This window comes from Pullulanibacillus camelliae (assembly GCF_014642655.1).
Taxonomy (GTDB): Bacteria; Bacillota; Bacilli; order Bacillales; family Sporolactobacillaceae; genus Pullulanibacillus; species Pullulanibacillus camelliae.
This window is the reverse complement of record NZ_BMIR01000016.1, coordinates 1-14583: the sequence shown is the minus strand read 5'-3', so window position 1 is coordinate 14583 and position 14583 is coordinate 1. Positions and strand designations below refer to the sequence as shown.

Genomic DNA, 14583 nt, shown 5'->3' with positions numbered 1-14583 from the left:
ATTAAAATCCTCCTTTAATACAATATTATTTAATTGTGCGTCTAATCCCTTAGGCTAGATGCTTCATATTTTCTTGTGTAATCTGCCATTTTAAGGGGACCCCTTTTAAGTAGCGCAAGAGTTCTTCAGTCATGTAGCCCGCTAATCGATGGCACTCATCCCCTTCGCTACCAGCAATATGAGGGGTTAAAATGACATTCTCCATGGTTAAAAGTGGGGAATGAATATCCGGTGGCTCCGGATACGTGACATCTAAAATTGCTAACACATCTTGCCGGTGTTGTAAAACGCTGACCATCTCTTTTTCGTTTACAATGGCGCCCCTTGCTGTATTAATAAAGACGGCATTGGGCTTCATGCTTTCAAAAAGAGCGTCTTTTATCATGCCTTCCGTTTCTTCAAGCCACGGTGTATGTAAAGACACGACATCTGATTCTCTAAAAATCTCCTCTAGTGAACAAAGCCGTACATTTAACTCCGCGGCTACTTCCTGGGAAATAAAGGGGTCATAAGCAATCACGTTCACGTCAAAAGGCTTTAGCAATTCACAAACTCTTCTCCCGATCATTCCGAGAGAAATAATGCCTACTGTTTTATCATAGACTCCTGGAATCGCATTTGAATCTTTTTTCACATATTGACCTGTGCGCTTCATATTCATGACATAGCGCCAGCCATTTTTTAAAGAAAATAGAATTTGTGATAAGGTGAATTCAGATACAGGAATAGCATTGGCCGCATAAGCGCTAGAAATAACCACTCCCCTCTCCCATACGGCATCTGTGACAAAATACTTTACAGAGCCAGCAGCATAGAAAAAGGCCTTTAATTGTGGGGCATGTGCCAAAAATGTTTGATCCAATCGTGGTGCCCCCCAACTTGAAAGGATGACATCAACATCTTTTAATACCTCCATATGATCCTTAATCGTTTCTTTAGTCATGAGCTCTGCTGATATATCTACATACTTTTCAATTTGCCGTTGAATATGCAATGGATATACCCTTTCGAACGCCTCTGGATCCATGATATATAACCCTTTAACCATTATTTTCCTCCAATCATCGTCTTAAAATTTTATACTGAACAAACGAATTAATTGCAAATTTTATGATAATATATAATATATAAAATTTCAACTTATCTATTTCTATTATTGGCTCGCTTAGGAAGTGTGGCCTTCTTCCTAAGGCAACCTTTGCTCGAACTGCAACAACTTGGCGTTTCGGAAAAGTCCCTTTTTAAAGGTTTGATTGTGATAACACTTGATATTCTCATAAAATTTAAATAGTATATGATATATAATATACTTATATATCTGTTTAATATGGAGGGATGGTCTTTGAAACACCCGTTACTATTTTATTAGTGGGGATCGGTGGATATGGAAATACTTATTTGGACCTCTTGTTTAAAGAAGGAGCTGCGCATCAGGCAATCCTTGTTGGCGTTGTTGATATCCATCCAGAGCGTTCAGATTATTACTCACGGATCGTTGATCAAGGGATTCCCATTTATTCCACAATAGAGGATTTTTTCGAACAGGCGTATGCAGACCTTACCATCATTTCAACACCTATTCACCTACATGCCCAGCATAGCTGCTTCGCCATGCGTCAGGGCAGTCATGTTCTTTGTGAAAAACCGATGTGTGCTTCTCTTTCCGAAGCAAAAGAAATGATTGGTGCGCGCAATGAGACCAACACATTTCTTGCCATTGGCTTTAACTGGTCGTTTACTCCAGCTGTACAACGATTGAAAGCCGATGTGATCAATGGCGTGTTTGGCAAGCCTCTGCGTTTGAAAACGATAGCCCTTTGGCCAAGAACCAGGGACTATTACACGCGCTCCTCGTGGGCAGGAAAGACTTACAGCTCCAATGGTCAGCCTATCTTTGATAGCGTTGCCAATAATGCCACCGCACATTTCCTGCATCACATGTTTTATATTTTAGGAAAAGAAATGCATACAAGTATTGCCTTAAAAACCGTTACTGCAGAGCTCTATCGCGCGAATCCTATCGAAACTTTTGATACTTGTGCGACACGCATCATAACAGAGAATGACATTGAAATTCTTTTTTATGCCTCTCATGCTGTAGAGACTTATCAGGGACCCCATTTTGTATTCGAATTCGAAAATGCAACACTGACGTATTCAATGGATGAAGAGGAAAGACAGGTCATTGCTCATTTTAATGATGGCAGCAAGAAGTATTATGCAGATCCAGAACAGGAAAGACCTCGTAAGCTATGGACCTGTATTGAGGCAGTACGCACCCATTCTAATCAGGTCTTATGTGGGCCAGAAGCAGCAGCGAGCCATATGCTTGCTATCCATGCCATGCATCAATCCGTCCCTGAAGCCATCGCCTTTCCAGAACAGATTAAAAGATTTGATAGCGACACAAAACTAACTTGGGTCACAGGCTTGAGTGAGGGGCTTATGGAATGCTATAGCCAAGGCATTCTCCCCAGTGAAAGTGGGCTGGTTTGGAGTCGTAGAGGGAAAACAATCGCTGTAGATCATTCTTGGCTGCCGTTTAATCAAAAAATCTAGCGGATGATCTGGCATAAGAGACCACCTTGTCAAGCGGGTGGCCTCACCCATTCATTTGATATTTATTTTCTAATAACTTATTTGCATAGTTTAAGCGTTGCTTGTTAATGTCACAGAACGCTACTAAGTCGGCTGTTTCTTTAAACGCCGTCACGAGTGCACTATAGTAAAATGCTGCTCTCCCTCCCGTTCCAACTCGTACATACCTTTTTCTCTTCATTTGTAATCTCCTCTCCTATCTTTAAGCAATGAATCCTGTACCTCCACTATATAACAACGTTGTTATTTAAGGATAATCCTCTTTTTCACTCTTGATGCTCATACATCATGATATGGACAAGCGATGCAAGTGCAGACCTAGCACTACTTATGGCATGCAGAGGATGATACGAGGCACCTGAGCATCATCCTCCCCTGCAAAAGACCACTTGGTTTCTCCTATAAAACAGCTTTTAACGTATGTGTCGCCTCATCGAAGTATCGCCCCTCTAGCATTCTAGACAAGGTATGGGTTAAACGGATTTCTATTGTGTTCGTTCCTTTTCTTAAAGCCTCACTATCCGCCTGCCATGTAAATGGCATCCATGGTCTAACGCCTAACGACTGTCCATTGATAAAGAGTTCTGCACAAGCATACTCTGGAGGGGCTCCATCCTTTAATTTAAACGCAACATACGGTTCTACAGGTAGATCCTTCACTATAATTTTTTTGTAATAATGCAATGTCCCAGCATAATAAGGGTATCCCTTATTAAAAGTCTTAGAGAGTGGAAGGGACGTCATGGATCGAGCCAATTCGATTTGCCCCTCCGTATTAAGTGACACCGAGAAAGGCCCTAACAAATATAAGGCATCAAGAAGACCTTCCCAATCTTTACTGATCCTCATCTCTATTTCAATGGTGTTCAAGCCCTTCACAAGTAACGGCGTAATATCACATAAGCGATTGGCATGATCATAAATCAACGCCGGTGTAAAGTTCTCCCGCTTGAGTGAACGCCCATTGATTTTAATCGTGTACTCACCTAGCAGTGCTCCATCATCCATGAGCAGGTGACAATAATCAGGCCTGTCTTTAACGTTAAATGTCCTCCTATATATACTATCAATAGGATAATCTAGTCCGATGCTCACTGGAGTGCCAAAGGTCTGGTGGTAATTAACGGGCAGTTCCTCTCCGTTAAAATGCTCCATGCATTGGTTGATAAAAGGCTTGACCTCTACATCATGCCAGGATGCTGACACAGGTTTTTTTAGCTTCATTTCAAAACGATCCAAGCGTACTACATTATCCTGCTCGGCTTTGACCTCAAAAGGTTGATCTGGATCTATTTCAATGACATAGCAAGAGTGTTTCTCTCCACTGCTAATATTAGCCACTCCCTCCACCTGATCCACTTGAATAAGGTGGGATTGGTAGGGTGAAAAGGTCAGGGACATTTCCCATCCATCCCCAGATCTAATAGATTCATGATGGCAACATTCACCCGTTTCTAACTCCCACTCCGTAAACCTTATTGGTTTGGCACTACGAACCCAAAGCTTTACTTCGATCGGCTGCCCTTCTTGATTTGTTACAAAAATTAATGCTTGTTCTTCCGAAAGCATTCTTTGACAAGTTAAGAGACTCTGATGCTCTTGTTCAGACAAAAGCTTATAGAAGGGTGGCGTGAGCTGGTCAAGTAAAGCAATACAGCGCTGGCTCGCTTCCTTTATATCCCCCTTAGCCATTGGAACGAAATAAGCGTGCTGACGGCCTTTCACCCACTCTCGATCTATAGAGGTTTGCCATCCCTTAGTAACCTCTTCAATCTGCCTTTCATTCAGACCAAAGATGTCTGTCAGCTCTTCACAAAGCCCTGCTGCCCCTTCATCAATAAGTGTTGTTGGAAGCCGGCCAATTGAAATTACAATCCCACCTGCTTTAATAAAGGTCTTAATCTTTTCCCAGGCCTTTCGTTCAATATTAGTGATAGGGGGTAAAACGAGCACACGAAATTGCGAGAAACCCACCTGGAGGCCCTGTCCCTTTAATTCAGCCATCATTAATAATTCGGGATCAAGATGTTCAAAGTCTCGCTGATGGTAAAGAAATGTTTTAGAGAGATGGACCCAGACCTGCTTCAGTTCATCAAGTGCCTGCGCTTCTTCTCCCTTGTCATCAGCACCACCATAGGTAAATCCCTGAAGCGGGTTGCCCAGATGTGTCCATAATGATGTCACAGGGTCAAGCAGAGCGATTGGACGAGCTGGCTTGCCTTGACTTAAGGCATAGCTTAACCGACCGCTATAAGCACTAAACTTATGAAAATAACACCAATAAGGATTTTGTAAAAATTGTGAGGGAGGCGCATCGTGCTGTGTTAACCCATTTATCGTATAGAAAAAGGCATGAAGGTTGAACATGTTTATACCTAAGACACTTAATCGATCAATCATCCACTTGGCATCTTGTAAAGTCATTGACCAACCAATACTGTGGAAGCACTCAATTAATGCTCGTTTCCGTCCAAGCTGCGATGCCAGTGAGCTCACCATTTTAGGGTTACTTCGATAATTTGACAATATTTTAGTTAATACGTCATCCAAAGGCTTACCCAGCTTTTCATGCGCACTGTCGCCACCAGGAATATCACTATACAATTGCGTCGTCATCCGCATGGAAGGCACCTCTGCCACATACTGAAGCCCGTGCTGCTCACACCAATCGTGAATTTGCTTATGATAAGCCTCACGCAATAACCGGTGTAACGTTTGAAAATAGTCATACCTTGTTTTATGGGCGTCCTTATAATGAGCATCAATAAGAGCGTGAAAATATGCATTAAGCGCCGACACAGATTTTCCCTTAACTAGCTGTGGCGACCAAGGCATACGGCCTAAAAAACCGATCTCATCAGTAAAGATCCCTTTCACCGTGGTGCCAAAATACTCACCAATCGCTTCCGCGTAACGCTCATGAGTGAGCTGAATAAATGTCTTTGTTGCTTCTTCATGACCAGGATCAACAAAGGTCCCATAATATTTGAAATCCTCAATTTCCCTTTCTAAAACAATGTGAAATTCCCAGGTCCCTTTTGGTGCCTTTCCGACCAACCTTTTCATCGTATCATATGAAAAAAATCTTTTATTATTATAATCTGTTAAGCCTGCTTTCTGATAAACAGGCTGAACTTGTTCATTGCCGATCCAACTTTTGATATCAATCGCATTGTCCCACACTCTCTCTTCCTCTTCATCTTCTTCTAACTGGACGGCTTGAGCAAATAACACCCTTCCCCATGGCAAAGGATAGGCTACTGTCTCTTCACTTTGTGTAACAAAAGATTTGTGGACAAGAATGCGTTGCTTGGCATCGGGATGCTCTAAAATCACCTCTCCACCTGCCATTCCGCTTGGATAGGGATATTCATCATAAAGCCAGACATCAAGACCCTTTTCTTTCGCTGTTTCAACAGCAAAACGTACCTTTTCAAACCAATCATTCGATAGATATAGGATTTTCAACCCTTGGCGCGCGCAGATAAAGAAACCGCCAACACCTTGACTCGCCATTTCGTCGATTTGATGGGCGATTTCTTCTGTCTTCATTTCACCATTCCAAAACCAAAAAGGGACAGGTCGATATGCTGTTGGGGGCTGCTTAAAGTCTGCTATTGCGAACATCTAACCACTCCTTTTCACTAAAGCTGTAGGAATAGCCCTGTAATTCCAAGGCTTATCCTCTGAACACTTTCAACCAATTATCCTTTCATTCCTGTCGTTGCGATGCCTTTGACAAAGTGTTTTTGTAAAAAGAGGAAGAGAATAATTACGGGTAAGATAGATAAAATGGACATGGCAAATAAATCGCCCCATTGACTATTCCCTGAATTATCAAGGAACATATTCAATCCCGTTGATACGGTAAATTTATCAGGATTATTTAAATAGATCAGTTGACTAAAAAAGTCATCCCATGTCCAATAGAAAGCGAAAATAGAAACCGTGATCAAAGCTGGTTTTGATAATGGTAAGATAATGCGCAAAAAGAGCTGAAGGGTATTACACCCATCAATGGTCGCAGCTTCATCTAATTCCTTTGGTAGACCCCTAACAAATTGCACCATTAAGAAAATAAAGAAGGGCGTAATACTTACCCCAACAAAGCTCGGAACAACAAGTGGTAAAAAGGTATTCACCCAGCCAAGTTTATGAAAAATGATGTATTGAGGAATCAACGTAATCTGCATGGGCAGCATCATTGTCATTAACATAAACATAAATAAGAGACTTCTCAGTTTAAATTTCAATCGCGCAAAGGCAAAGCCAGTGAGGGTAGAAATAAATAAGCTGCCGATCACAACAAGAACAGATAGGATTAATGAATTTCTAAAGAAAGTGGTAAAGGTGTATCCCCCCACCCCCTGCCATCCGGCCGTATAATGCTCAAGGGTCCAATGCTTAGGTAAGAGACTGGCTGAGGAAAATATTTCTGTCATTGGTTTAAAGGATGCAAACAACATCCACAAAATAGGATAAATGATAATAATACTGAGGATAATCATGATGACATGAATCACTAATAATTTGATAGGCTTTGGCCGCCTCTTCATTATTTACCACCTTCCTCTCCTTCATAGTGCACCCAAAATTTCGACGTAAGAAATAGGAAGCCTGCAAAAACACCGACAATAACCAAGAGAACAATAGACATTGCAGCGGCATAGCCCATATGGAAATATTCAAAGCCTTGTTTGTAAAGATAGAGAACATAGAACATTGTAGAATTAATCGGCCCACCATGGGTGATGACAAAGCCCTGTGTAAAGACCATAAAAGCATTAATGGTTCCCATGACAAGATTAAAGAAAATCATCGGTGTCAGCATCGGAAGCGTCACGTGAAAAAATTGATTCAAACGATTGGCCCCATCAATCGCCGCCGCCTCATATAATGAATCGGGAATTTGCTTTAATCCTGCTAAAAATATAATCATCTCTGATCCGAACTGCCAAATGCTCAGTAATACCAGTACATAAATGGCATACTGGGGGTCAGACACCCAAGCCGGGGGATGAGCCATACCAATGCTTTGCAAGATTAAATTAAATAAACCATTCCGACTGAAAATGTTTTGCCACATGATCGCTACCCCGACACTCGTTCCTATCAGTGAAGGAATATAAAAGATCACACGATAAATTCCGATTCCTGCTATCTCTTGATTCAAAAGCGCCGCCACAAGTAATGAAAAGATGAGCCTTAGCGGGACCGACACCACCACATAGAGAAGGGTGACTTTTAATGATGTATAAAAAAGATGGTCTGAAAAAAGACTTTTAAAATTACTAACCCCTGCCCATGTTGGTGATGAAATCAAATCGTAATTAGTAAATGCCAAATAGATTGAGAACATAAACGATCCCAATGTTAAAACAAGTAATCCAATCAGCCACGGGAATAAGAAGCCATAAGCTGCCAGGCTTTGCCGCATTGCCCTCATCATCTCAACTCCTTTACTCACTCTTTGATGCCTTTTTGCACTCTAGCCTTTATCCTTTCTTTAATAAGCTTGTTGCTTTTGTGAAAAATTGATCTGTCGCTTTTTCTGGTGTGACCTTTTTAAATAACACCTCTTGAGCGGTAGTCGTTAATAAATCAATGATGTTATTGGCAGATGTAGGATCAACAGGCAATGCACTGCCCGCAAGCTTTGTGACATTATTGACGTAAGAGATAACCTCTTTATCTGTATCATTTGCATTATTTTGTTGTGCTTCTCTCACAGAGCTATTGATGGAAACCCCTCTATCCGTCCCCATGACTTTAACAGCATCCTTACTGTTCAATAAATAACTCACCAGCTTCTCACTCGCCTTTTTACTTTTGGTCTTTTTGGCAATTGACCAATACATACTAGGCTTTAAGAAATAAGGCTTATTTTCATTTCCCCCAGGAGGTAATGCAAGCTTTAACTTTCGGTTGGCAAGCTGCTCCATCGTGCCAAACTGATTGCTCCAAAACATGCCAAAGGGGGCATCTTTCTTTACAATTGGGCTCTTCTCAATATCACCATCCGTAAGTGAGGCAGTGTATTCCGCCGGCGGTGTCGCCCCTTCATCTTGAAGCTTCAGCCAATAATTGAACCAATCTGTTAATGTGCTTTTGCTTATTTTAAGGGATTTTGCATCTTCGCTAAAGAATTCCTCTCCTTTAGAACGTGCATATAATTCTAGATCATCAATGGACCCTGCAAAGTTTTGTGTTCCATAAGTATTAGGCAATTTTTTAGTTATGGTTTCTGCCAGGCTTGCATACTCATCCCAACTCATTGGCTTATTGGGATCAATGCTAACTCCAGCTTTTTTAAGCATGGATGGATCATAAAAAAGGGCTAACGCATTAACGCCAGTTGGAATAGCGTATAATTTACCATCCACCTTGCCTGTGTTCAAACTGCTTTTATCATAAACACTTAAGTCAATATTGGTTTTACTTAAATCCATTAATGTTCCACGTTTGACATAATTTCTTAGATATTGCTTATCCATCTGAATGACATCAGGAATATTTCCGCCACCTGTTTGTGTAGAAAGCTTTGACCAATAGCCATCCCATCCAGTAAATTGTGGTGTCACTTTAATCTCTTTGTTGGCCTTTTCAAATTGCTTGATGACCTTCGTCGTCATATTCGTCCGATCTTGTGTCCCCCACCACATCAGTTGGATATTTCCTCCATTACTTGAGCTACTCGTTCCTTTGGATCCACAGGCTGAAAGAATTAAAGCTACAGATAAAGCGCTTACAATTAGTGTTGTCAGTCTTTTCATTTTCACTTTTTACTCCTCCCATTTAAAAAGGTTTAGAAAGATCACCCACCTTGCAAATCCACCACGGCACAATAGTTTAAAATATCAAATTATATATCATATATTTTATTCAGTTTTATACTACACTAAAACATTCCATTTGTAAACGATTACTTTTATTTCATTTTGATTTTTTGCATTTATCACTAATAATTCTTTTGAATGTATTTGCTTTTTTACTTATCGCACCAGCCTTAATAAACCTTTATATTGACATAAAATTAAAATAATATATAATATATGATGTGTTCAACATTTCTAGGAAGGAGTTCTTCTCTATGCAGTCTATTGGTATCATTATGAATGGCGTTACAGGCCGAATGGGGAGCCGCCAACATTTGGAACGCTCCATCGTTGCCATTCGCAATCAAGGGGGGCTAACTTTAAAAAATGGGCTAAAGCTAATGCCTGATCCGATATTAGTCGGAAGAAATGAAGCAAAACTACGCAGCCTTGCTCAACGATTCGGCATTGATCGCTGGAGTACAAATTTAGCAGAATGCCTGGCCGATCCCTACAATGAAATCTATTTTGATTCTCAAACCACCTTACGACGTGCAGCTGATGTCAAAAAAGCGATAGAGGCCGGAAAACATATTTATTGTGAGAAACCAACAGCCGTGACATCTGAAGAAGCATTGGAACTCGCCCGTCTTGCAAATTTTAAAGGTGTAAAGAATGGCGTTGTTCAAGATAAATTATTTTTGCCTGGCTTATTAAAACTTAAACGCTTAATTGATAGCGGTTTCTTTGGTGACATTTTATCAGTGCGTGGTGAATTCGGTTATTGGGTATTTGAAGGCGATTGGCAGCCTAGTCAGCGCCCTTCTTGGAATTATCGTAAGGAGGATGGTGGCGGCATCATTGTTGATATGCTTTGTCACTGGCGCTATGTTCTTAGCCATCTCTTTGGAAATGTTCGATCCCTTTCATGTCTTGGAGCTACACATATCCCCACGCGCTTTGATGAAAATGGTAAGCCTTATAAAACGACAGCAGACGATGCGGCTTACGCTACGTTTGAAATTGAGGGTGGAATCATTGCCCATATTAACTCTTCTTGGAATGTCCGGGTTAATCGCGATGAGCTGTTTGAATTACAGGTCGACGGAACGGAAGGAAGTGCTGTCGCCGGCTTGAGAAATTGTAAAATTCAGCATAGAGTGAACACACCAAAGGCGATATGGAATCCAGATATTCCCGATAGCAACCCCTATCGGGAACAATGGATAGCAGTGCCAATGAATGGCCTTGAAGACAACGCATTTAAGCTGCAATGGGAGATGTTCCTTAATCATGTGGTATGTGAGACGCCCTATCGCTTTGATCTTCTGGAAGGAGCCAAAGGCGTACAATTTGCTGAGCTTGGCCTGGCTTCTTGGAAGCAGCGACGCTGGTTGGATATTCCTGAATTAGTATTGGAGGAAAAAGGTGAAGGGAGCTTTGACAATGTCTAGTTCCATCGTATTGCCACACCCTAATGGGGAGCGCATCCACTATACGCCAACAAAAAAAAGCTTGCCTGCTCCTTTACAACAGCCAGCACATGTCCGTTCCGCCTATGCCGCAGCTCATGTTGTTACAGATCCACTTGCTGATATTGATATAATCAATGAAGCCCGACTTGATTGGGAAGCAACACTGGCCTACCGGCATTATCTATGGTCACTTGGTTTTTCAGTAGCCGAAGCGATGGACACCGCCCAGCGGGGCATGGGACTCAATTGGTTAGCTACCCAGGAGCTGATCCGGCGTTCCGTCGCCGAAGCCAAAGCTGTGAATGGTGAAATTGCCTGTGGCGCCGGGACTGATCAACTTGATCTTGCCACTCCCCTCACGATCCAGGATGTCATTGCAGCTTATTTAGAACAATGCGCCTTTATTGAAAGTGTTGGCGGACAGATTATCCTAATGGCGAGTCAGGCATTAGTAAAGGTTGCCCAGCATCCTGAGGACTATGCCAAGGTCTATAATACCATCCTCTCTCAAGTCTCAGAGCCAGTGATTCTTCATTGGTTAGGAGATATGTTCGACCCCAAATTAACCGGCTATTGGGGAAGTCCAGACGTCGAAGAAGCGATGACACTATGTTTACAAATTATTCAAGAGAACCACAGTAAAATTAAGGGGATCAAGCTCTCTTTGCTTGATGCCAATCTGGAAGTTCGTATGCGCCGTGCACTGCCTGCTGATGTCAGCATGTATACGGGTGATGATTTTAATTATCCTGACTTGATTCTTGGTGATGAGCACGGATATAGCCATGCGCTATTAGGCATTTTTGATGCCATCGCGCCACTGGCCTCCGCCGCCCTTAAGAGCCTAGATGAAGAAAATGTTCAACAGTATAAGGAAATTCTTGCACCAACCGTTCCTCTCAGTCGCCATATTTTCAAGACCCCGACCCGTTTTTATAAAACCGGGGTTGTTTTTCTTGCCTATCTTAACGGGCATCAAGATCACTTTAAAATGGTCGGTGGATTAGAAAGCATGCGTTCACTTCCCCATCTCTCAAAGCTTTTTGTCTTAGCTGATCAAGCGGGGCTTTTTAGCGATCCTGATCGCGCTATTGATCGAATGAACAAAATACTCGACATTTCCGGGGTGATATAAAATGGACTTATCCTATTTAAGCTTTAATCAAATAACCACGAACGAACAGACGCTTGAGGAGGTTGTCGAGGCTTGTGTTAAAACTGGCATTACTTGGATTGCCCCATGGAGACACAAAATTCAGGCTACAGGGCTTATAAAAAGTGCACAAATCATAAAGGAAGCCGGTCTAAAGGTGTCTAGCCTTTGCCGAGGGGGAATGTTTCCCGCCGCTACAGCGACGGAGAGACAACAACGCCTTGACGATAATCGCCGTGCCATAGATGAAGCAGCCAAGCTTGGAACCGATACACTGGTCTTAGTCTGTGGTCCAGCTCCCGATCGTGATATTCAAGCGGCTCGAAAGATGGTGGAGGAGGGGATTGCTGCCCTTATTCCTTATGCACAAGAGGCAGGAGTTAAGCTAGGCATTGAACCTTTGCATCCCATCTTTGCAGGTGATCGTTCCGTCATTTCAACACTTGGTCAGTCCAATACCCTAACCGAGCACCTTGCTTCCTCACAAGTCGGCGTGATTATTGATGTCTATCATGTTTGGTGGGACCCACAGCTCTACAATGAGATCAAACGTTCAGAAGGTCATATCTTAGGTTTTCATGTCAATGATTGGATCAAAGTAACGAATCCACTTACTTCACGTGGCATGATGGGTGACGGCATAATCGAGATCAAAAAAATTCGACAGGCCGTACAGTTGACAGGTTATACAGGACCAATTGAAGTGGAAATTCTTAATGAAGCATTATGGAAAGAGCCTTGTGAAGAGACCCTTAAATTAATCAAAACAAGATTTATGGAATACGTGTGACACCTAGATTCCCCATCTCTTGTACACCGAGTATAACTTGATCTTTATTTACGACAGGCTAGCAAAAAAATGGCTTCTTCCCAGGTAAGCCTTGTAAGAATGGACGTTTTGTTATTTTACGTAGGGCTTTTGTTAAAAGGATCTTTTCTTTTATCTTTTTTCACCATATCGGTACTCCTGATGTGATTTTTCAAATCACACACTAAGATCGTCGCCAAGGCTCAGGTGGTGAAAGCCAAAGCCCGAATTTATAGTTCTTCCACAAAGCTATACATTTTTGACGTTATAAAGAAAAACATCCAAAAATGCTCGAACACTTTTCTTCCTTTTAAAAACTAAAACCTTAGTGAAAACAAAACCACTCCTCATTCTATTCCCAATGATAAGAGAGTGGTTTTTAATTCAATAATAAATTTTTTAACGGAATACGCTCCTTTTTTCATGATTCCCTCTCTAGATTTGCCATATAATCTTTAAGAGCATGTTGATTGTGTGTCTTAGTCAGGTGCTCCGCCTCATCACTTTTCCCAGCTTTAAAAGCAGTTAAGATCTGATAATGCTCCTCCTGTGACTGTACATGGCGATGATTAAGCATTTCATTAAAAAAGTAATGGTGTATGCGATCCCATTTATCCACAATTTTTGAATGCATCGTCTTTAAAGTAGGCATGGTGGCAATATCGACAATCATACCGTGAAACTCAGCATTTAACTGTCCCCATTGATCAAAATTTTGACTTTCTAATAAATCATCCATCTCTGTTAAAATGTCTTGCAGACGTTTGATATGCTGGGATGACATATTTTTCGTTGCATAACGCGCCGCGATACTCTCAAGTCCTTCTTTAATAGCAAAGGTCTCTTCAACGGATTCCTTCGTGATCGGTGCAACAATCGCTCCCATGTGAGCATTGTAGCTTACGAGATCTTCTGAAACCAAAAGCTGAAGGGCCTCTCTGACTGGAATGGCACTCACCTCAAGCTGTTTGGCAATATCGCTGATGGTTAGCTTCTCGCCAGGTGCCAAACTTCCATCCATGATCGCTTCTCTTAATATATGGTACACATATTCCTGTTTTGTTTTATAAGATAGTTTTTGGGAAAAGGCTATTTTTTTCACTCTGTCTAAGCTCCTTTATAATTAAACAAATAGTCCTATTATATATAATATATTTATGATAGTATCATACCACTGTTCCCGTTGTTTTTGAAATGAATATAATCCAATTTATAAAGTGTTTCGAAAAATAGTACCGGACACAGGATTGTATGTGTTTTTCATCCCGCCTTATTGCTCTCCCGTCTTGAATCGACATTGCATGCTTTTACTCCCTCCTCACTCAAAATAATAGGTACCGCTCCCTTTGAATGAAAATAAGAGACCAACACAAAGTTAGCCTCCTAGATAACCAGAGAAATCCTTTATTCTTCTAACCAAAGAATGCTTGTCACACCACGCGGATAATACTTACTTCCTGCAATTTCGCCAGAGATAATTTGATCACTCCAGCTCCAGACGGAGAGTTCTGGATGGGTTAACCATCCAACATGAGCAGCATCTGCTTCTTTTCCTGCTTCATCCCATTGCATCCCTAAAATTTTGCGGGCAATAAATTGGCAAAGGTAAATTTTGCTTAGCCATGAATTACCTGAATCCGTGACAAAACATCTTTACAATGGTCGCAAACCGTTGATACGATAAGGGAAAACGACGTTGACGATTCTTCATCAAGTAGGTGATGTGATGAAAGA

11 protein-coding genes and 1 pseudogene are annotated in these 14583 nt (G+C 41.5%); 4 read left to right on the top strand and 8 right to left on the bottom strand.

Going from position 1 to position 14583, the window contains the following annotated elements:
- Nucleotides 1-49 precede the first annotated feature (49 nt).
- Nucleotides 50-1048, bottom strand: a complete 999-nt coding sequence (locus IEW82_RS14670; RefSeq protein ID WP_188695946.1) for a hydroxyacid dehydrogenase — start codon at nucleotides 1046-1048, stop codon at nucleotides 50-52.
- A gap of 287 nt (nucleotides 1049-1335) precedes the next feature.
- Here IEW82_RS14670 and IEW82_RS14665 point away from each other — a divergent pair, with 287 nt between their 5' ends.
- Nucleotides 1336-2559, top strand: coding sequence for a Gfo/Idh/MocA family protein (locus tag IEW82_RS14665; RefSeq protein ID WP_188695943.1), 1224 nt, complete (start codon nucleotides 1336-1338; stop codon nucleotides 2557-2559).
- Nucleotides 2560-2602: 43 nt separating this feature from the next.
- On the opposite strand, the gene IEW82_RS14660 is transcribed toward IEW82_RS14665, so the two are convergent.
- The 5 genes from IEW82_RS14660 to IEW82_RS14640 form a co-directional block, all read right to left on the bottom strand.
- Nucleotides 2603-2779, bottom strand: coding sequence for a hypothetical protein (locus IEW82_RS14660; RefSeq protein WP_188695940.1), 177 nt, complete (start codon nucleotides 2777-2779; stop codon nucleotides 2603-2605).
- 218 nt (nucleotides 2780-2997) lie between these two features.
- Entirely contained in the window at nucleotides 2998-6225 is a 3228-nt protein-coding gene (locus IEW82_RS14655) for a hypothetical protein (protein ID WP_188695937.1), read from the bottom strand.
- Nucleotides 6226-6302: 77 nt separating this feature from the next.
- Nucleotides 6303-7154 carry a carbohydrate ABC transporter permease gene (locus tag IEW82_RS14650; protein WP_188695935.1) on the bottom strand — a complete coding sequence of 284 codons (852 nt, stop codon included), beginning with the start codon at nucleotides 7152-7154 and terminating at the stop codon, nucleotides 6303-6305.
- Entirely contained in the window at nucleotides 7154-8047 is an 894-nt protein-coding gene (locus IEW82_RS14645) for a carbohydrate ABC transporter permease (protein ID WP_188695932.1), read from the bottom strand. The genes IEW82_RS14650 and IEW82_RS14645 overlap by 1 nt, the downstream gene beginning before the upstream one ends.
- Before the next feature lie 46 nt (nucleotides 8048-8093).
- Nucleotides 8094-9371 carry an ABC transporter substrate-binding protein gene (locus IEW82_RS14640; protein ID WP_229672650.1) on the bottom strand — a complete coding sequence of 426 codons (1278 nt, stop codon included), beginning with the start codon at nucleotides 9369-9371 and terminating at the stop codon, nucleotides 8094-8096.
- A gap of 317 nt (nucleotides 9372-9688) precedes the next feature.
- Between IEW82_RS14640 and IEW82_RS14635 the strand changes: the two genes are divergently transcribed.
- Genes IEW82_RS14635 through IEW82_RS14625 form a run of 3 tightly spaced genes read left to right on the top strand, consistent with a single transcriptional unit; the run spans nucleotide 9689 to nucleotide 12831 of the window.
- Entirely contained in the window at nucleotides 9689-10867 is a 1179-nt protein-coding gene (locus tag IEW82_RS14635; RefSeq protein WP_188695926.1) for a Gfo/Idh/MocA family protein, read from the top strand.
- Nucleotides 10860-12023, top strand: coding sequence for a dihydrodipicolinate synthase family protein (locus IEW82_RS14630; RefSeq protein WP_188695924.1), 1164 nt, complete (start codon nucleotides 10860-10862; stop codon nucleotides 12021-12023). Before IEW82_RS14635 ends, IEW82_RS14630 begins: the two co-directional genes overlap by 8 nt.
- Nucleotide 12024: 1 nt before the next feature.
- Nucleotides 12025-12831: a sugar phosphate isomerase/epimerase family protein gene (locus tag IEW82_RS14625; RefSeq protein WP_188695922.1), complete on the top strand. Its 807-nt coding sequence runs from the start codon at nucleotides 12025-12027 to the stop codon at nucleotides 12829-12831.
- 439 nt (nucleotides 12832-13270) lie between these two features.
- Here the strand turns inward: IEW82_RS14625 and IEW82_RS14620 are convergent, their stop codons facing one another.
- Together IEW82_RS14620 and IEW82_RS14615 are read right to left on the bottom strand one after the other, a co-directional pair.
- Nucleotides 13271-13951, bottom strand: coding sequence for a GntR family transcriptional regulator (locus IEW82_RS14620; protein ID WP_188695919.1), 681 nt, complete (start codon nucleotides 13949-13951; stop codon nucleotides 13271-13273).
- Nucleotides 13952-14253: 302 nt separating this feature from the next.
- A pseudogene (locus IEW82_RS14615) lies at nucleotides 14254-14484 on the bottom strand (glycoside hydrolase family 52 protein); the annotation flags it as partial.
- Nucleotides 14485-14583 lie beyond the last annotated feature (99 nt).

Bases quoted from the DNA above. Each gene is read 5' to 3' on its own strand.
- IEW82_RS14670 (WP_188695946.1), bottom strand. From the start codon at position 1,048: ATGGTTAAAGGGTTATATATCATGGATCCAGAGGCGTTCGAAAGGGTA.
- IEW82_RS14665 (WP_188695943.1), top strand. From the start codon at position 1,336: ATGGTCTTTGAAACACCCGTTACTATTTTATTAGTGGGGATCGGTGGA.
- IEW82_RS14635 (WP_188695926.1), top strand. From the start codon at position 9,689: ATGCAGTCTATTGGTATCATTATGAATGGCGTTACAGGCCGAATGGGG.
- IEW82_RS14655 (WP_188695937.1), bottom strand. From the start codon at position 6,225: ATGTTCGCAATAGCAGACTTTAAGCAGCCCCCAACAGCATATCGACCT.
- IEW82_RS14660 (WP_188695940.1), bottom strand. From the start codon at position 2,779: ATGAAGAGAAAAAGGTATGTACGAGTTGGAACGGGAGGGAGAGCAGCA.
- IEW82_RS14650 (WP_188695935.1), bottom strand. From the start codon at position 7,154: ATGAAGAGGCGGCCAAAGCCTATCAAATTATTAGTGATTCATGTCATC.
- IEW82_RS14640 (WP_229672650.1), bottom strand. From the start codon at position 9,371: ATGAAAAGACTGACAACACTAATTGTAAGCGCTTTATCTGTAGCTTTA.
- IEW82_RS14625 (WP_188695922.1), top strand. From the start codon at position 12,025: ATGGACTTATCCTATTTAAGCTTTAATCAAATAACCACGAACGAACAG.
- IEW82_RS14645 (WP_188695932.1), bottom strand. From the start codon at position 8,047: ATGATGAGGGCAATGCGGCAAAGCCTGGCAGCTTATGGCTTCTTATTC.
- IEW82_RS14630 (WP_188695924.1), top strand. From the start codon at position 10,860: ATGTCTAGTTCCATCGTATTGCCACACCCTAATGGGGAGCGCATCCAC.